15 protein-coding genes are annotated in these 17,995 nt (G+C 46.6%); 10 read left to right on the forward strand and 5 right to left on the reverse strand.

Going from position 1 to position 17,995, the window contains the following annotated elements; translation table 11 throughout:
* Window positions 1–2: 2 nt before the first annotated feature.
* The 4 genes from ACJJIW_RS16510 (at window position 3) to ACJJIW_RS16525 (ending at window position 4,588) form a co-directional block, all read left to right on the forward strand.
* On the forward strand, window positions 3–470 hold the full coding sequence (locus tag ACJJIW_RS16510) for a Fur family transcriptional regulator (protein ID WP_282933007.1): 468 nt from the start codon (window positions 3–5) through the stop codon (window positions 468–470).
* The gene (locus ACJJIW_RS16515; RefSeq protein ID WP_444935760.1) at window positions 470–1,510 is read left to right on the forward strand and encodes a CobW family GTP-binding protein; all 1,041 of its coding nucleotides are present in this window, start codon (window positions 470–472) and stop codon (window positions 1,508–1,510) included. The genes ACJJIW_RS16510 and ACJJIW_RS16515 overlap by 1 nt, the downstream gene beginning before the upstream one ends.
* Before the next feature lie 121 nt (window positions 1,511–1,631).
* A complete protein-coding gene (locus ACJJIW_RS16520) occupies window positions 1,632–3,995 on the forward strand; it encodes a M1 family metallopeptidase (protein WP_444935761.1) in 2,364 nt (787 codons plus the stop codon).
* 107 nt (window positions 3,996–4,102) lie between these two features.
* The gene (locus tag ACJJIW_RS16525) at window positions 4,103–4,588 is read left to right on the forward strand and encodes a DUF6702 family protein (RefSeq protein WP_444935762.1); all 486 of its coding nucleotides are present in this window, start codon (window positions 4,103–4,105) and stop codon (window positions 4,586–4,588) included.
* Window positions 4,589–4,804: 216 nt separating this feature from the next.
* Here ACJJIW_RS16525 and ACJJIW_RS16530 read toward each other — a convergent pair whose 3' ends face one another.
* From ACJJIW_RS16530 to ACJJIW_RS16540, 3 genes are all read right to left on the reverse strand, one after another.
* A complete protein-coding gene (locus tag ACJJIW_RS16530) occupies window positions 4,805–5,020 on the reverse strand; it encodes a hypothetical protein (RefSeq protein WP_444935763.1) in 216 nt (71 codons plus the stop codon).
* Window positions 5,021–5,182: 162 nt separating this feature from the next.
* The gene (locus ACJJIW_RS16535; RefSeq protein ID WP_444935764.1) at window positions 5,183–7,498 is read right to left on the reverse strand and encodes a TonB-dependent receptor; all 2,316 of its coding nucleotides are present in this window, start codon (window positions 7,496–7,498) and stop codon (window positions 5,183–5,185) included.
* Between the two features lie 42 nt (window positions 7,499–7,540).
* Window positions 7,541–8,263 (reverse strand): DUF1826 domain-containing protein, encoded by a 723-nt coding sequence (locus ACJJIW_RS16540; RefSeq protein WP_444935765.1) that lies wholly within the window; start codon window positions 8,261–8,263, stop codon window positions 7,541–7,543.
* Window positions 8,264–8,893: 630 nt separating this feature from the next.
* Between ACJJIW_RS16540 and ACJJIW_RS16545 the strand changes: the two genes are divergently transcribed.
* A complete protein-coding gene (locus tag ACJJIW_RS16545) occupies window positions 8,894–11,119 on the forward strand; it encodes a S46 family peptidase (RefSeq protein ID WP_444935766.1) in 2,226 nt (741 codons plus the stop codon).
* Window positions 11,120–11,170: 51 nt separating this feature from the next.
* Here the strand turns inward: ACJJIW_RS16545 and ACJJIW_RS16550 are convergent, their stop codons facing one another.
* The gene (locus ACJJIW_RS16550) at window positions 11,171–11,794 is read right to left on the reverse strand and encodes a DUF3299 domain-containing protein (protein WP_444894019.1); all 624 of its coding nucleotides are present in this window, start codon (window positions 11,792–11,794) and stop codon (window positions 11,171–11,173) included.
* Window positions 11,795–11,880: 86 nt separating this feature from the next.
* Between ACJJIW_RS16550 and ACJJIW_RS16555 the strand changes: the two genes are divergently transcribed.
* From ACJJIW_RS16555 to ACJJIW_RS16570, 4 genes are all read left to right on the forward strand, one after another.
* Window positions 11,881–12,618, forward strand: coding sequence for an ABC transporter ATP-binding protein (locus tag ACJJIW_RS16555; RefSeq protein ID WP_444935767.1), 738 nt, complete (start codon window positions 11,881–11,883; stop codon window positions 12,616–12,618).
* Window positions 12,608–13,816, forward strand: coding sequence for an ABC transporter permease (locus ACJJIW_RS16560; protein WP_444935768.1), 1,209 nt, complete (start codon window positions 12,608–12,610; stop codon window positions 13,814–13,816). Before ACJJIW_RS16555 ends, ACJJIW_RS16560 begins: the two co-directional genes overlap by 11 nt.
* Window positions 13,817–14,073: 257 nt before the next feature.
* Window positions 14,074–15,378: a S8/S53 family peptidase gene (locus ACJJIW_RS16565; protein ID WP_282932996.1), complete on the forward strand. Its 1,305-nt coding sequence runs from the start codon at window positions 14,074–14,076 to the stop codon at window positions 15,376–15,378.
* 141 nt (window positions 15,379–15,519) lie between these two features.
* Complete coding sequence (locus tag ACJJIW_RS16570) at window positions 15,520–16,020, forward strand: DUF4166 domain-containing protein (RefSeq protein WP_353057101.1); 501 nt, start codon at window positions 15,520–15,522, stop codon at window positions 16,018–16,020.
* A gap of 46 nt (window positions 16,021–16,066) precedes the next feature.
* On the opposite strand, the gene biuH is transcribed toward ACJJIW_RS16570, so the two are convergent.
* Window positions 16,067–16,798: a biuret amidohydrolase gene (biuH, locus tag ACJJIW_RS16575; RefSeq protein WP_444935769.1), complete on the reverse strand. Its 732-nt coding sequence runs from the start codon at window positions 16,796–16,798 to the stop codon at window positions 16,067–16,069.
* A gap of 390 nt (window positions 16,799–17,188) precedes the next feature.
* On the opposite strand from biuH, the gene ACJJIW_RS16580 reads away from it, so the two are divergent.
* Window positions 17,189–17,974, forward strand: a complete 786-nt coding sequence (locus ACJJIW_RS16580) for a penicillin-binding transpeptidase domain-containing protein (protein WP_282932994.1) — start codon at window positions 17,189–17,191, stop codon at window positions 17,972–17,974.
* Window positions 17,975–17,995: the final 21 nt, after the last annotated feature.

Raw genomic sequence — 17,995 nt, forward strand, 5'->3', positions numbered from 1 at the left:
CTATGAAAGCATCCCAAATCAAACAGACCCTGAGTGTGGCGGAACAAACCTGTCGCAGTTCAGGCGCCCGCCTGACTGAAAAGCGTAAGAACGTTCTTACCGTGTTGTTGCGGTCAAAAACTCCGCTCTCTGCCTATGAAATAGCGGAGCATTACAATGGTGACTTTGGCGACTCAATTCCCGCCATGTCAGTCTATCGAATGCTGGACTTTCTGGCAGCAGAGAACCTGGTTCACAAACTCAATTCAGAAAACAAGTACCTGGCCTGTGCTCATATTGCCTGTGACCACAGCCACCAGACTCCACAGTTTTTAATCTGCAATCGCTGCAGCAAAGTGCGGGAAATTGGCATTAGGCCCGAAGTCATTGATGCATTGCGGGATACGGTTGAAAGTGCTGGATATCATCTCCAGACATCCCAGTTGGAGCTGGATTGTGTTTGTGATGAGTGCAGCCGGGATGCAGCTTAGTGGCAGCTAGTCAGTTAATACGCGGGGTACCTACCAACGTTATCACTGGTTTTTTGGGCGTTGGCAAGACAACAGCTATCCGGCATCTCCTGGAAAGTAAGCCCACTGATGAGCGCTGGGCTGTTCTGGTCAATGAGTTTGGAGAAGTGGGCGTTGACGGCGCACTTTTTGAACCGGACCAGGAAGGCAATATTTATATTCGGGAGGTGCCCGGCGGCTGTATGTGCTGTGCTGCTGGTTTGCCGATGCAGGTCGCTTTAAACCAGTTACTGGCTAAGGCCAGGCCCCATCGATTAATAATTGAGCCGACGGGCCTGGGGCACCCTAGAGAGGTGCTGGCGGCTTTGTCTGATGCAGTGCGCGGCGGTGTGTTGGACCTTCGCGGTACGCTAACTTTGGTCGATGCTCGCTGTATTGAAGATAACCGCTACTTACGTAGTGAGACTTTTCGGCAGCAATTAGAAGTTGCTGATCTGGTAGTGGCTAATAAGTCTGATCTCTATGGCCCCGAAGACTTGCAAAACCTTCAGCGATTTCTCTCGTTCTTAGGTGAGGGCGCTGAAAAACCGCTGCAAGTGGTGGAGCAGGGGCGTATCGAATTGGATTGGCTCCAACTGCCCTGCAGTTTTCAGGTCTCGTCGGGGAGTGACCACCACCACCCAGTAACCCAGGCGATGGGTGAGGTTGAGCTATTGCCAGAGTGTGGCTATCTCCGCTCAGAGAATAGCGGAGAGGGATACTACAGCTGTGGCTGGCGTTTTAGCCCTGAATTTATATTTGATTATGATGCGCTCTTTTCACTATTCAGTGGCACTGACGCTGAGAGAATCAAGGGGGTATTTATTACCGAGCAAGGTGTATTTGGATTTAATAAGGCTGACAAAGTGCTTACAGTTTTAGAGCTGGATGACACATTGGAAAGCCGGGTAGAGGCGATTAACCAAGCGCGTTTGGATTGGGATGCAATGGAGAGCTCCTGGATCGCTGCCCTGGCGGATAACCAGGGTACCGAAACAAAAGTGTTTTACGAATCCAAATAGCTATATGGCCAGGTATTCAAATCTGGCCTGGCTTATTAGAAATTTTTGCATAAATTCGGTCATTTTTTCGCGACCGTATTCCGTAAAGTTTTAATCTGACGTAAATCTCTGAAGTAAACCAATGAATATAAAATTACTCGGCTGCTTAACTGTGGCATGGCTTGCTATGTCCGGAACCTCGGGCAGCTTTGCCGCAGATCCCCTAAATGTAACCGGTGATAAGTTCCGCCAGCTGGAGGAACTGCTGCCGACACCGAATAGTTACCGAACAGCGTCGGGCGCTCCGGGCCATGCCTATTGGCAGCAGCAAGCGGACTACGATATCAAGGTTTCACTAGACGATGATAAACAACTGATAACTGCTTCAGAGACCATCACTTACACTAATAACTCACCAGATACCCTGCGTTATTTGTGGGTGCAACTGGATCAAAACCGTTTCAAGCCGAATTCCTCTGGTAATTTGGCCACGCCAGTTGATATGGAGGCGATTGCTCCAGATACCATTCCATTCAAAAGCTTTCGTCGTGCTGTCGTATCCGACGAATTTCCAGGCGGATACCAGATTACCAAGGTGGCCGACACTAGGGGTAGGGAGCTTCGCCATACTATTGTCGATACCGGGATGCGAATTGACTTGCCCCAGCCTCTGGCATCAGGTTCCAGCGTGAGTTTCCAGATTGACTGGGCTTACAAGGTTATTGAGCAGAAAGCACTGGGTGGTCGTTCCGGTTATGAATATTTTGAGCGCGACGATAATTACTTATACGAGATAGCCCAATGGTTCCCTCGTATGGCTGCATATAATGATGTTAGCGGCTGGCAAAATAAGCAGTTCCTGGGGCGCGGCGAATTTGCGCTGGAGTTTGGGGATTATCGTGTTGCTATCGAGGTGCCGGCGGATCATATCGTTGCTGCAACCGGTGTTCTTCAAAACCCAAAGGATGTGTTGACCTCCAAGCAGCGTGAGCGCTTGCGAAAGGCCCGTACTGCAAGTAAGCCAGTGATGATTGTCACAAAGAGTGAGGCTCTGGAAAACGAGAAAAGCCGCTCTTCCAAGCGCAAAACCTGGGTTTTTGAAGCGGAAAATGTCCGTGACTTTTCCTGGGCATCTTCGCGTAAGTTCTTGTGGGATGCACAGGGTTATAAAAAGGGCGGCACCGACACACTGGCGATGTCCTTTTACCCGGAAGAGGGGACTCCGCTATGGGATAAGTACTCGACAGAGTCCATTATTCATACAATAGATGTCTATAACCGCTACAGTTTTGACTATCCCTACCCAGTATCTATTTCAGTCAACGGCCCTGTGGGGGGAATGGAATACCCCATGATCACCTTTAATGGTCCGCGACCGGAAATAGATGAAGAGGACCGCAGCAAGCGTACTTACTCCCGTCGCACCAAGTATGGGCTTATCTCGGTGATCATTCATGAAGTAGGGCATAACTACTATCCTATGATCATTAATTCTGATGAGCGCCAGTGGACCTGGATGGATGAGGGACTGAACACTTTCGTACAGTTCCTGGCTGAGCAGGAATGGGAAGAGAAGTACCCATCCCGCCGCGGCGATGCACGAAAAATTGTCGAGTATATGAAGAGTGAGAACCAGGTTCCGATTATGACGAATTCGGAATCCGTACTTCAGCTTGGCAACAACGCCTACGGCAAGCCGGCAGCTGCACTGAATATCCTGCGTGAATCGATTATGGGACGTGAGCTGTTTGATTTCGCTTTCCGTGAATACGCTCAGCGCTGGAAGTTTAAGCGCCCTATGCCGGCAGATTTTTTCCGCACTATGGAAGATGCGTCGGGTATGGATCTGGGTTGGTTCTGGCGTGGCTGGTTTTACACCACTGATAATGTCGATATCAGTCTTGATGCTGTACATCACTATACCGTTGGTACACAAAACCCCGAAGTGGAGGGACCTTGGAAGCGCGCCCAGCATAAACGGGAACCTGAGACTGTTACTGTTATTGAAAATCGTGCGAAAAAGTTGACTCGAGTCGTCGATGCCAAGCCTGAGCTGGAAGACTTCTATAACACTCACGATGAGTTTGATGTTTCTAATGCGGATCGCAATAGTTACCAAAGTAAGCTGGAAGGTCTGAAAGACTGGGAAAAAGACATGCTCAAGGTTGAGAGCAATGTCTACGTGCTGGACTTTAGCAATATTGGTGGCTTGGTAATGCCACTGTTCCTGAGGTTGGAGTATGAAGATGGAAGTGTTGAGGATTTGCGTATCCCCGCTGAAATCTGGACTCGCAATGCCAAGAAAACCTCCAAGATGTTGGTGAGGGATAAAAGCAAGGTGCTTAAGTCTGTAGTACTCGATCCCCATTGGGAAACAGCGGATGTCAATGTGGAGAACAATTTCTATCCACGTCGAATTATCAAGTCACGCCTGGAACTATTTAAGGATGAAAAGCAGCGTAACTTGATGAAGGATTGGGATGAGGAGCTTGAAGAGAAAGATTAAACCATAGACAGCGGTGTAGCTCTCAGACAATTGACTTGGAGAGCTGTACTTCGAGCGTTTAACTCAAGTATCCCTCTGAAACATTCATTGTGTATTGGTAGTAATTGATGAAAGTTTTATTTTCCTTTTTATTGATAGTCACGACCTCGGTATTCGCACACCAAGCTAGCGCACATCGCTATCATTTTGGTTTGACCGATATCTCTGTAAATGAGCGTACTCAAACACTAGAGATTTCCCATCGTTTTTTTGTTGCTGATATTGAAAAGGCCCTATCAATAAGTGCCAGTAAGGAGTTGAATGAAGCGCAGAAACAGATGGAGAACTATGTCAATTCAAGATTCCAAATTAGCCAGGAAAATGGTGAAGTGGTGAAGCTCAATTGGGTAGGTATGGAAGCTGATGTTCATGATATCTGGATATATCAGGAAGTGCCCATAGTAGATATTTCCAGTAAAAAATTGAACGTTAAGCAATCAATGTTGATGGAGATAGAGCGGGACCAGGTGAACACATTGAATGTTAATAATGGTAGGGGAACTCAAAGCTACACCTTAAAGCCCGGTGAGAGTAAGGTAGGGTTCACTTTATGAGCTGGAAACTTATCAGATAGTATCTAATTCTTTAGTTGATTGAATAACTGTAGTTCAGGATTGGCCTGACAGAAGACCTTCTGAAAACCGGTAACTGTCAGATCAAGTCTGAACTACTACACATAATATCAACCTAAGCTTTTACATTACTTGAAGTTTATTGTTGTAATTTTTTGTGATGCTTTTGGGAGTTGGCAGACGCTGGGCACTTTGGGGTTATATTTCTTTACGCACTTGCTTAAACCAGCTAAGTACTTTCTGGTGGTGCTCTGTTCCATATAAAAGAATAAAGTTGCGCGTATGGTAGTTACTGTTGTCTTGCAGCGCGCGGATGCGTTGATCAGCAAATTCTGGAGTTAGCTCAATGCCGCACTCTATCGTAATGCAATGCAGCCACGCGTTGTAATTCTCGGGTACTATTGACCGGGTCATATTAATTCCTAGTTAGATACTTGGTGTCTATAGATCCAGGGGAAGCTCTTGTGAGAATGTAGGGACATTCCTCAGTTCTTATTGAGAGTTGTTTGTGTATAAAAAACCACCAGCAATAATTTTTGTTGGTGGTTTTACCGATATACTAGATCCTATTCCTAACTAGAAGCTGCCCCGCAATCCAATACTAAAGCTCCGCCCCGGCAGTGGAGCAAGTTCTTTTAGGAAGGACGAATGCACATAGGCTAACTCGTCCGTCAGGTTATTAGCCTTAAGGTAAACGGTCAGGTTGTTTTGGTTCCCTAGAAAAGTGTACGCAAGCTCAGTATTCAAAAGTGTGTAAGCAGCGGTGGTGGTTTCCAGTTCCGCTACTTTGGTTTGCTTAAACGCATGCGTAATCTCAATCCCTGCATCCCATCCATTGGAACTATAATTTAGCATGCCGCCCAATCGCATAGGTGGGATGCGAGGCAGATTACCTCCGTCATCCAGCTTTCCTCGAATAGTGTCTCCCCACAGTGTCAGCGTGAGAGGCTTGGATAATTGCCAGGCAAATTCAGCTTCTAGACCGTAGAGTGTCGAATCCGCTTGATCGAAGACATAAACCGGCAGTTCGCCATGATCATGACCTTCTTCTTCCTGTTCGTGATCGTGTTCTTCAAAGTCTTCGCTGGTGTAGCCCGTATTGCGTTCGTAGTAGAAATTATCTATCTGGTTGTAGAATAAGTTCAGTACCCAGCCGATATTTCCTGAATGCCTGCGAAAGCTCAAGTCAATGTTGTTGGATACTTCTTCATCAACATTGTTCTCATAGTAAAAATAGGGCTCTTCTGTGTCATCATCCAGTTTAAAGAGTGCGCCGACTTCGAAGCTACTGGTGCCGATATGGGGGCCATACGAGAAAAGTTCAGCGGCGCTGGGGGCCCGTTGTGCGTGGGTAAAAGAGATCCCGGCATTGTAATTGGCGGCGATATCCCAGACCAAGCCAGCAGAAACGCTATAGGGCGTGAAAGCCAGTTTATCGAGATTTTCTCCTTCCCATTCATCATCGGCAGCTTCAACCGTGACTCTTTCGACACGGGCCCCTAGTTGCCAGAGGAATTCACCCGTGTGCTTTTCTTGTATCAGCCCAATTGCTGAGTTTTCTGTTGTGCTCGGCGGGGTGAAGGCCTCTTCACCTATCGCTTCAAAATCTGTAGTTTTGCTCTCCAGGGTTATTGCGCCGCGCCATCCAGCCCTTTCTTGCAATAATAGGTTGACCCGAGCTTGAAGTGTCTGATTACTGAATGTTGTACCGACGGCGTCGTTTTCGATTTCAGAGTGTTCGTAGTCTGTGTATCCAATTCTGGTGTCCAGACCACTCAACCATACGTTGTCCAGGGACAGTTCACTGACCAACTGCCATCGGTCCTGTTTTAAATCAGAAACAACTTCTATTTCTTCTTCATGTTCATCATGATGCTCTGATTCATCATCTTCGTGTTCATCAGAGTGACCGTGCCCGGGAATACCATTAACTCGCTCCAGGCGTCCATAGGCAAGGCCGATTGAACCATTATCTAAAAACCAGTTGCCACCGATGTTGAACCCTTTGCTTTTTGAGTCACTGTTCTCTAATACCCCACTGGATTCTTCGCCATAGTCGCTTGAGGTGGGAATTTCATAGTCGTCACCTTTGCGCCAGAAGCTGTCCACGTGATACGCCAGCTGATCATTGCCGCCGGTATGAGCCAGCGAGGCTTCGCGCTCATCTGCCACGGTATTGTTTCCCAGCGAATAAGCAGTCCTGTTTTCACCAGAGGTGGGTATTCTCTCGTCTACCACATTGACTACACCACCGATGGCTCCGGACCCATAAAACAGGGTGGCGGGGCCTCGCAGGATTTCTATCTGCTCTGCGGTAATTGTCTCGGTGGCGACGATATGGTCTGGGCCAACCCGGGAGGCATCAGCGCTGTCGAGTCCATTTTGGGTAATCAGGACACGGGGGCCGTTGAGCCCCCGGATGATTGGACTACTGGCTACTGGTCCAAAGTAGCTGGAATGAACTCCCACTTCATTTTTGAGGGTTTCTCCCAGAGTGGAGGCTTGTTTTCGACGTAGCTCTTCGCCAGCGACTACGGTTACAGGTTGTGCCGACTCAATAGTGGAGGCATGTAATGGTGTGGCTGTTACATCGATTTGTTCGATAACGGTGTGTTGCAGGGTAACCTTGAGGGGCTCATCCTGACCGGCTTGTAAAACTATTGTTTTGTGGCTGTGCCCTGGGGCATTGATGTGGATTTCGCGGAGTTGCGAAGTATTCACCTCAAGTGAAAATCGGCCCTGGGCATCTGTTTGGGTCTGTAGTCGACTTCCCGCGACTTCAATACTGGCGCCATAGATGGGCTCTCCAGAAGTATCTAATACCTGTCCGGAAATTCCATGGGCCAAGTTTGAAAGAGTCATCAGTGCGAAAAGGTTCGCGGTAAATTTCATGGGTTATTCCTAATAAGAGTTTTACGTCCCAGTAAGCGCTCCTCACTCGTCGGTGGACCCGAAATCGAAAGTGAGTAGCAGTCGCAGTTGGCCGGGCTCGACACTCGGCGAGCGGTGGATTAGACCGGCTCCTTCATTGCCCTCCCAGAGTTCGCCTTTGAGAAGGGCAACCGAGCCGCATGCCAGGTGATTGATGGAAGTTGGAGGGAATTCCTGGTTAGCCTTTAAGTCGAGCGTATTTGGGTCAATAGAGTCTGGAGTCAGCCACTCTGTACCCGTACCTAAATATGTCGTAATCAATCGGCAGGGCACCCGATCTACATGAAACTTGGGGCACATTGCGCCACTCAGAGTTGTTAAACGAATACCGACTCCGCTTAGCTCAAATAGGTAACTGAACATATCTGCCAGTAGCTGGATATCAGCACACAAGTGCGGGTAGGGGGCAAGCTCTGGCAATGCTTCACCGAGGCGCTCGATCTTGGAGGTGGGTAATAGAATCCTGCGGTTGGGGTGTACACCACTATTTAAGAGGGTGAGGCAATCGCTGGCTATGCTACTGGGCAGTTCCCGTTGCCAGATGGCCATATTGATATCAGCTTGGAAAATATCTGCTAAAACTTCTCCATTATCTGCAGATACGGCCCGACGGGTATTTGGCAGGTCTGCCTCTGACAGTCCTTCCTCTTTCGGAGCCAGTTCAGCACTTGGAGTTTGTGTGATAAGTGTCTCATGGCTTCTTTCTGTAAAGTCGGTCAGGCTCAAGCTAATCTCCAATTAAGTAACTTCGGCTAATAAATACTATTTTCAGAGGCTTTAATTGCTTTGCTCTCTACTATGGCGGGCGCTGCAATACCTAAATTCCTCACCCGCACTACCCACTCCTCAATGCAAGCTATGATATAACATATCATATTGAGAATGGTCGGCCTTGGCAACCTCCAACATTGGGGTGAATCAAGCTTGAAGACCGAATTCATCGGGAGTTCTGATAGCTGGAGGGAGCCTTGGTGAGGCGTATTGACCACTGCCTGGCGCAAGTAGATTATTCGGCGATGTTCTTTTTAGCAGCAAAACTGTTTATCGCAGATTTCTTTCTTGCTGTCGTCGTAATTCACATTTTGCTCAGATTTGATTGAGTCAAAATGATACAGTGTATCAATTGTGTATTTATGGTTTATCTCACTTGAGTGGAGGAGCCAGGGAAATAATGGCAATGATTGGAAGGATTTAGCTAGGGGTGCAGCTTCGTGCCGGCTTGCAGCCGGGGAGGGTGTGTTACTCTGTCAGCCTGCCGTGTTTATAAGTGAATTTTCGGTGTACCGGAAAAGACAGGGTTAGCGTTGGGAAGTGCCCAAAATTAACCTGTTATTTTTTAAATATTGCTGAGTAAATATGAAAATAAATAATTCTTTTGTTTACGGGGTTGCAACCGCTGTACTTCTTGCTGGTGCCAGTTGCTCCAGCCTCGCCGCAGAGAAAGAGAGCGTTTCGACCGAAGGCATGTGGCAACCTCACCAGTTGCCTGAGCTGTCCAAAGAGCTTCGCACTTATGGCCTGGAGCTGGACCCAGCCAGCATGACCAAGCTTACCGAATTTCCAATGAACGCGGTGATCAGCCTGGGAAACTGTTCTGCTTCCTTTGTCTCTCCCACGGGATTGGTGATTACCAACCACCACTGCGCCTACGGTTCAATTTCATACAATTCAACCGAATCCAAGGATTTGCTGGCTGAAGGTTTCCTGGCCGGAGATTTGTCTGAAGAGCTGCCTGCTGCACCGGGCTCCCGCGTCTACGTCACCGTTGCAATGAACGAAGTAACGGATAAGGTTAACGAACGCCTGACAGATGAGATGGATGGTGCTGCACGTTTTGCCGCAATCGAAGAAGCGGAGAAAGCGCTAGTTTCCGAGTGTGAAAAAGATCCGGGCCATCGTTGTGAGGTTTATAGCTACTACGGCGGTTTGAATTACTACCTGGTTAAGCAGCTGGAAATCCGCGATGTGCGTTTGGTTCATGCGCCGGCGTCTTCGATTGGCAAATTCGGCGGCGATATCGATAACTGGATGTGGCCTCGCCATACTGGCGATTACGCTTTCTACCGCGCCTATGTTGGCAAGGATGGTAAACCGGCTGATTATTCCAAAGATAATGTTCCTTACGAGCCCAAGCACTATTTGCCCGTAGCGGCAAAAGGGCCTAAAGAAGGCGATTTCGTGATGGTTGCCGGTTATCCGGGGCGTACCAACCGTTATCGCACTGCCCAGGAAGTGGAAAGCAACTTCAACTGGTATTACCCAAACATGCAAAGGGTGCTGGGTGAATGGTCAGAAACGATCGGTGCGGCTACTGCCGACAATAAAGATGCAGAGTTAAAGTATGCAAGCCTCGTGGCAGGATTGAATAATTACTCTAAAAACTTTACCGGCATGATGGAGGGTTACCAGCGCAGCGATCTATTGCAGCGTAAAGAAAAGCTGGAAAAAGATTTGCAAGCTTGGGTGGATTCAGACAAAGCCCGCGAGAAAAAATACCAGTCTACTATTGATGACCTTGAGGCGCTGGTTGTAGAAAAAGAATCAACTCGTGAACAGGACCTGGCCATCGATTATATGGATCGTTCAGCCATGCTGGGTGCCGCAAGCAAACTGTATCGATTGGCTAAAGAGAACGAAAAACCCGATGCTGATCGCAAGCCGGGTTATCAGGAACGGGATCTAACCCGATTCAAAGAGGGCATGCGTCGTATAGAGCGCAGCTATCACCCATCAGTCGACACGCAGATCTGGCTTTACTTCCTGGACCGTTACCAGGCGCTCCCTAAGGAGCAGCGTATAGCCAGCTTTGATCGTTACTTGAATATCGGCAAAGGCAATACTGACTTAGAGGCAACTCTCGACAAAATGTATAAGGAAACAGAGCTTTCCAATGTCGAGGTACGTGAAGCGTGGATCGGTAAAAAGCCCGAAGACTTCAAAGAGAGCAAGGATCCGTTTATCCAGCTGGCAGTGGCCATGTACGATGATATGCTTACGCGTGAAGAGCATGAGGAGTCCATGAAAGGGCGCTTCGCCCAATTGCGCCCACAGTATATGGAGATGCTGATAGATTATTACCACTCCCTAGGTAAGCCGGTCTACCCGGATGCAAATAGCTCTCTTCGCGTGACTTATGGCCTGGTTAAAGGCTATGAGCCACCAGCTGGAACAATTAAAGAGGCAGCAGATGGTAATGACGGTAAACAAGGCTTTGTACCTTTTACAACATTGCGTGGTATTAAGGCAAAGTATACCGGCGAGGACCCCTTTGATGCTCCCAAGGCTTTGATGGAAGCGATCGATAAGAAGAACTATGGCCGTTACTATGAAAAGCAGCTGGATTCAGTACCGGTTAATTTTCTAAGTACCGTAGATATTACGGGCGGTAACTCAGGATCTCCGACAATGAATGGTCGTGGCGAGCTGGTGGGAGTCGTATTTGACGGAACATACGATAGCATCAATGCTGATTGGGACTTCACCGATAGTACCCGGGCGATTCATGTCGATATCGCTTATATTCTCTGGGTAATGGAGAATATTGACGGGGCCGGATACTTGGTTCGGGAGATGGGCCAGTAGCCGGCAATCGATGAAGTAGTGTCCTCGGGTGAGCAGCGCTCGCCGGGGACATTATTCTGTGTAAGGTTGTATGTTATCCACTTCCATACTGTAAGCCGCAGTTCCGAACTCGCTTTCTATCTTCAATGTTCTCAGTTTCCCTTCTATAGAGAAAGGTTCGTACAGAGCGTCAACTTGAACTCCCTCAGAAAAACTGCCATGGATAACCTGATTTGGAGGTGGGGGCGGCAGGTGGATACAGGCTCCGAAGTAGGGAACAAAAAGGAAATTGGAAATTGTTAATTCGTCATTGAATTCAATTGGAACTATAAACCCAGCAATACGTATCTGTTGGTTGTCGAACTCTGGTTTTATTCGAGTGGAAGTCAAAGCGGCTTGGTAACGGCTTTCATTTTCGCTCGTAGAGGCAATAGCTGATGTGTTAGGCATTGAGTCGGCAGTGGAGCCTTCAACAATATCATCTATGTATTCTGGTGGGTTGAGTAACGCATCCAGATCATCTTTCGGGATTAACTCTTCCCAGCTGACTTCGCGATAATTGATACTTACTTGTTTGACTTGAGTATGTTCTGCAACTGGGGGCGAAATTGGACGAGTTTCAATTCGACTGTCACAGGCAGCAGTGAGTAGTGCGGTGGTCAGGGTGCAGGCTGCCGAAAGGGGAGTTCTGTTCATGGCTCGGATTTATTTACTATACAAAATGATGTGATATATCATTATATATCTGTTTGCAAAAATCCATGCTGTAAATGAGGTAAAAGATGAATGCCTTCACTACAAGACCTCAACTTGCTATTGAGGTGGAGCAGTTGCGCTTCGCCTATCGTAAAGGCCCGGCAGTTTTAGAAGTCCCCTATTGGTCGCTACCAGTGGGGGAGCAGGTGTTTTTACGCGGCCGATCCGGTAGTGGCAAGTCAACGCTGCTGAACCTCCTGGCAGGCATTCTGGTTACAAAATCGGGGAGCCAAAAGGTTCTAGGCCAATCGTTGGATGAACTGAGCGAGCGCAAGCGGGATCGCTTCAGGGCGAGACATGTTGGCGTTGTATTTCAGCGCTTTAACCTAATTCCCTATTTGAGTGTGGAGGACAATATTCGTGTCGCTACCCACTTTTCTGGTTTCCGTGGCGATTTTCGCGGCAGGGTTAATGAGCTGCTAACGGGACTCTGTTTAGGAGAGGAAATTTTACCCAAGAAAGTGGCCAGCTTGAGTGTCGGACAGCAACAGAGGGTGGCAATCGTGCGGGCATTGATCAATGAACCGCAGTTATTGCTGGTTGATGAGCCTACATCTGCTTTGGACCCTGAAGCGAGAGATGCTTTTGTCCAGTTGTTGATGACTGCATGTCAGCAAAAGAAATGCACTCTGATCTTTGTCAGCCACGATAGCTCTTTGGAACGACACTTCCCTCTGGTTATGGATATGCGCGAAATAAATATTGCCTGGAAACTTAGGCCCGAGTGGGACACTGCACCAGAGGCTTTAGCCGATGTTTTTTAAACTTGCTTGGCAAAGCCTGATGCAGCGTAAGGGTAGTGTGTCACTGGCCGTATTGTCTGTAGCAATCAGTTTGATTCTAATGTTGGGGATCGAGCAGTTGCGAAGCCATACTAAAAACAGCTTTAGTCGAACTGTGTCAGGGGTAGACCTTATTGTTGGGGCGCCTACGGGACAATTGAATCTCTTGTTATACAGCGTATTCCATATTGGGAATGCCAGTAATCATATTTCATGGGATAGCTACCAGGAACTTTCTCACTTACCCCAGGTAGGTTGGGCGATACCCCTATCCCTGGGGGATTCGCACCAAGGTTACAGGGTGGTGGGAACCTCAACGGGATTTCTCGATCACTATCGGTATGGGAATAAGAGGCCATTGGAGCTATCAACCGGCCAGAATTTTATCGATACTTTTAGTGTCATATTGGGGGCGGAGGTCGCTCGGGAACTCAACTACCAACTTGATGACACTCTCACACTGGCGCACGGTTTGGTTGGAACGCGCTTCACAGAGCATGGTGAAAACCCCTTTATCGTTAGTGGCATACTCAAGCCTACTGGTACACCAGTAGATCGAGCACTCTATGTAAGCTTGGCGGGACTGGAAGCCGTTCATGGTGCTGATGCGGAGCACGATGATCTGGTGCCTAATAACATTACTGCCTTCTTACTCGGGCTTAATTCCCCTATAGCTACATTTCAGGTACAGAGAAAAATAAACGAATATTCGAAGGAGCCGCTGCTGGCAATATTGCCGGGCATTGCACTATCGGAGCTTTGGCAGATATCCGGTGGTATAGAAAAGGTATTATTTTTTGTCTCAGCTATGGTGGTTTTGGCTGCATTACTTGGCTTATGTATCTTACTACTTTCCACGATGCGCGAGCGCAGACTGGAGATAGCACTACTGAGAACTGTAGGTTCTGGCCCTTTGTTTTTATTCCTATTGATCCAGACTGAGGCATTTTTGGTTTTACTTTTAGGTGCGACAATTGCTGTTTCTGGATTGATAATGGGAGGCTGGCTGGTTGAGCCAATTCTGACAGATAAATTTGGAATCTATTTGGACGGCGTTGTTATAGGCGAACATACGATTGTGCTTTTAGCTTTAGTACTGGTAAGCACATTAATTGTGGCTGCTATTCCCGCTATAAGTGCATGCCGCCAGTCTTTGGGGGATAGTGATCTTCTGCATTGACTAGAAGGTGAGGCGGAGCCAAATTCAGAGTAAGACTTTCTCTAGATTTTGATGTCAGAGGTAACCGAATATCTTTTATTTTATGGGCGATATTAGCTTTGTAATTTCTATATATATTTGCTTTGTTGCCTTTCCATACCATTCGTGATCCTATTTCCAGGCTGCGAGCTTTTCCTGTCACTGGGACTATTTATATCCCGTGGCTTGTAGCAGCCTACAAACACTATCTAATAATTTTTCATGACAAGGAAATAGTTTTGAATAGGATAATACTAACAATCTTAATGTTGCTGGGTAGCCTCAATATATTTGCTTCAACCCCAGATATTGAGCAGGCCAGAGATTCCTTAGAGATTGTGAAAGAATTAACCCCCTGGCCTTGGGAAGAGCCGGTAACTCCAATTATTGAAGAGTATATGGCAGCTGAATTCGATCAATACTCGGGGATGGCAAAATCCCACTATATGGTTGAAGAATTACTGATGCACAAGTGGGGCCAGACAATCACAGAATTTATTGTATTAGCTGAACTTCTGTACACGTTTCAGCCAGAAGATTACCAGGAGCAATACAGGCCGGAATTTGATGCCGCTATTGCCGACCTGAATCTATTCAGATTGGCAATTAATGAGTTACTGCTTCCCCATGTACCCGGTTATAAACTGAAACAGCAAATTTTGACTAAGCGCTTTGATGGCGAGGGTATGGTAATTGCTGTCTTTGATTTGTTTGATCCGACACGCTTACAAGAGCAGCGCGAACAGTATCCCAATATTGAAGCAGAAGTTGCATTTGGTGATCCCATTACTTTCCTTCATGGTAACACCGTAATTGATATCATTTTGGATATTGCCCCTAAGGCAACTATTGTACCCGTTAGTGCTGAGAGCAAAACTTATAATGATGCAATGGCCTATATGCGGTATCGAGATGACATTAGTGTGATTAATATGAGCCGTGCATTCCATATCACCAATGACCAACTAGACCCAGAGTTTGCAGAGCATCTTTCCGCTATTTTACAAAGTAAGATTTTTACCAAGTCACTGGGAAATACAGGTACGGATCTTGAGCATAACAACTCCGATGTGAGAGAGCGCTTGGAACTACCGCCACTCGGCAGCTTCTTTACCTATGACCTGGATTTAATCAGGGCATTCCTTGCTCAGAATGAAGGGCAGGCCGGTGCTGAAAATTTGTTTTTTGCAATCAATCTCCAGCCATTCTCAAATGAGATCTCACTTACCGCGACGGTTCCGGGTTACAACCCCTTGGCTATTAAGCAGAGCTTTGCTATTGCCGGCGATGCAGTATATTCCGCTTCCAGTCAAAACTTTGAGTCCGGTAGCTCTTTTGCCGCTCCTCAACTAGCGGCTGTGAGTCTATTGCTCCTTGAAATGGCAGACTACTATGGCCTTAGCAGGGTAGAAGCTGCTCAACTAGTGAGCAAGTCATTGAAAGATAATGCTCGCCGCAGTTGGTTAGGTAACCACAACACCGGGCTTGGGTTCGTTGACGCCCACCGGGCTATGAGCACTATTCTGAGAGCGAATAGTAAATAAGCTTGATTTAGTCATCGAGTTGACTGAGAGTGCGCTGGCAGGTTGAATATTTGCAGCCTGCCAGCTACCTGTATAGATGGTACTGTGGGTAAAGGACGTGAATAGGAATAGGAGTGAATATTGAACATACTTTCTGCTCATATGGGGTCCTCATTCAATGAATTATCTCCACTGTTGCAATTTGCACACACTGGGGTGAAGAGGTTTGAGGGTTCTGTTGTAGTCAAGCGAGGTGGAGTTATTGCGAATACTATTTGTTCAATATTTCGATTTCCGAAGGCGAGTTCAAGTTCGCAGTTAGTTGTTGATTGTGGGCACTTTTCCGATCGGATGGATTGGGTGAGAGATTTCGATGGGTTCAAGATGAGTTCATCATTTTATTCAGAAAAAAATTACCTGGTGGAAAGGATAGGCCCTTTGGAAATGCAGTTTACCGCTCATAATGTCAACGGAGCACTTGAATATCAGTTTTCGAAAACGAAGCTATTAGGTATAGCTTTACCCAAATTTCTTTGGCCCAAAGTCAAGGCATATGAAACAGAAAGTGAAGGGCGGTATCAATTCAGTGTCAGTGTGCACATGTTTTTAGTGGGGTTCATCTTGTCATATGCTGGAGAGCTGCATGTTAGGGCGGCAAGTTGAGTAGAAGTACTGTTGTATGAGAGCCCAAGTTGCACAGGGCTCCCCCTTACCTGCTTTTAGAGGCTTCAGTTAAACCTTTCAAAAACTTCTTACTGTCAGTGTATGCGCCAAAAACGCCCCCTTGCATAGTAATCATTTTCAGGGCTGCACCATGATTAACGATGTCTGTAGCACCTGTACAGTCTGTTAGTGTGATGCACTCAAACCCTCGATCATTCGCCTCTCTCATTGTGGTATGAACACAGACATCAGTAGTCACACCGACAAGAATTAGGTTTTGAATATTTCGCAGCTCTAATATAAGTTCCAGGTCAGTTGCAAAGAATGATCCTTTGCCGGGTTTATCTATAATTACTTCGCCTGGAAGTGGTTCCAGTTCTGAGATGATTTCCCAGCCGGGTTCTCCTCGAACGAGAATTCTTCCCAGAGGGCCCTGATCCCCGATTCCTGCAGCTATTTGGCGCGACCGCCAAAGCTTATTGGGAGGGAGGTCAGAGAGGTCAGGGCGATGCCCCTCTCTAGTGAAAATAATGTAATAGTTCTCCGCGCGCATAGTATTTAAGATGGTTCTAATGGGTTGTATTGGCCGGCGCATTGCCTCTAAATCATACCCCATTTTGTCTACATACCCGCCTTCGCCGCAAAAATCAACTTGCATGTCGATAATGACAAGGGCGGTATTTTCTGGGCGCAGATCACCATTAAATGGCCAGTCATAAGGGTGTGCTTTCACGGGACCATTTTTATCCTGTGAGTCGTTGGTTCCAGGAATACTCATTATCAAGTTCTCAATTTTTTGGAAGACAAACTTATTGCTAATGCATAATAGCGTTGATTTTGAGCTTTCTTGTGAGGTAAGGCTTTTCCAGGCGTGCAATTCCTGTTTGATGGAAGTGTAACTGGGATTGTGTATGTGATATCAACTGTTTTAGTTGTGGATTTATATGTACTACTCTAATGCCGTTCCTCATTGTATATGCGGCGATATTTTTGGCATTTATTTTCCTGAGCATACATCAAGTCTATTGCGAGACTTACTAAATGACTCCTTTCCAGTGTGGTTTTACTTCAAGAAGTTTCATTAAATAGATGTATTACTCCATAAATTGTAATGGAGCATGTTAATATCTTTTGGGTAGCTACATACTTTAAATAAAGGAGATTTAGATTGAGGCGCTTTAAATGGTTTATTGCAGTTTTTGTTTTTGGTGTCAGTAGCTCGGTGATAGCTGAAGATGAAATCTCATGCGGAAAGCTATGTGCTTTCGTGCTTAAGAATAGTCGAACTTCTGAATATACGGTAATCAATAGGGAGAGGGCAGCCAGGCAGTTCACACCATTCTCTACTTTTAAGGTTCCCAATACCCTTATTGCACTTGACTTGGGTTTAGTTGAGAACCTGTTACAAGAGCTAACCTATAATCATGACAAATACCCGGCTAAAGCGTGGTGGCCTGCAATCTGGTCAGAAAGGCCTTTGACAATTCGCGAAGCATTTCAAAATTCAGCGGTTCCGATCTATCAGCAATTAGCAACGGAGATTGGCGCTAAGAGAATGAATCGGTATTTGGCAGGTTTTAATTATGGTAATCGGGATGCTTCGTCTGGTATTGATACCTTCTGGCTCAATGAGAGTATCAAAATATCAGCGTTGGAGCAGGTAGACTTCCTGGAGCGTTTATTTACTGGTCAATTACCTGTATCGCAGTCAGCTATAGATAAATTTAAAGAAGTGATGCTGGTAGAGGAGACTGATACCTATAAGTTATATGCAAAAACAGGAGGAGGGCCATTAGCTAAGAATAAGGCTTTAGGCTGGTATATTGGAATTGTAGAGTCCAATAACAATATTCATTATTTTGCGATTAACATAGATGGCAGCAGTTTTCGGGAAGTACAAAAGAAAAGAATTGAAATTGCCAGAAAAAAACTATCTGAGTTGGGGGTTATTTAGGCTCTTTATAGCGAAGCTGTG

Source organism: Microbulbifer maximicatervae (SeqCode), assembly GCF_052467815.1.

Excerpts from the sequence above, each read along its gene's own strand:
- ACJJIW_RS16525 (WP_444935762.1), top strand. The coding sequence starts at position 4,103 with ATGAAAGTTTTATTTTCCTTTTTATTGATAGTCACGACCTCGGTATTC.
- ACJJIW_RS16560 (WP_444935768.1), top strand. The coding sequence starts at position 12,608 with ATGTTTTTTAAACTTGCTTGGCAAAGCCTGATGCAGCGTAAGGGTAGT.
- ACJJIW_RS16550 (WP_444894019.1), bottom strand. The coding sequence starts at position 11,794 with ATGAACAGAACTCCCCTTTCGGCAGCCTGCACCCTGACCACCGCACTA.
- ACJJIW_RS16520 (WP_444935761.1), top strand. The coding sequence starts at position 1,632 with ATGAATATAAAATTACTCGGCTGCTTAACTGTGGCATGGCTTGCTATG.
- ACJJIW_RS16530 (WP_444935763.1), bottom strand. The coding sequence starts at position 5,020 with ATGACCCGGTCAATAGTACCCGAGAATTACAACGCGTGGCTGCATTGC.
- ACJJIW_RS16555 (WP_444935767.1), top strand. The coding sequence starts at position 11,881 with ATGAATGCCTTCACTACAAGACCTCAACTTGCTATTGAGGTGGAGCAG.
- ACJJIW_RS16510 (WP_282933007.1), top strand. The coding sequence starts at position 3 with ATGAAAGCATCCCAAATCAAACAGACCCTGAGTGTGGCGGAACAAACC.
- ACJJIW_RS16545 (WP_444935766.1), top strand. The coding sequence starts at position 8,894 with ATGAAAATAAATAATTCTTTTGTTTACGGGGTTGCAACCGCTGTACTT.
- ACJJIW_RS16535 (WP_444935764.1), bottom strand. The coding sequence starts at position 7,498 with ATGAAATTTACCGCGAACCTTTTCGCACTGATGACTCTTTCAAACTTG.
- ACJJIW_RS16570 (WP_353057101.1), top strand. The coding sequence starts at position 15,520 with ATGGGGTCCTCATTCAATGAATTATCTCCACTGTTGCAATTTGCACAC.
- biuH (WP_444935769.1), bottom strand. The coding sequence starts at position 16,798 with ATGAGTATTCCTGGAACCAACGACTCACAGGATAAAAATGGTCCCGTG.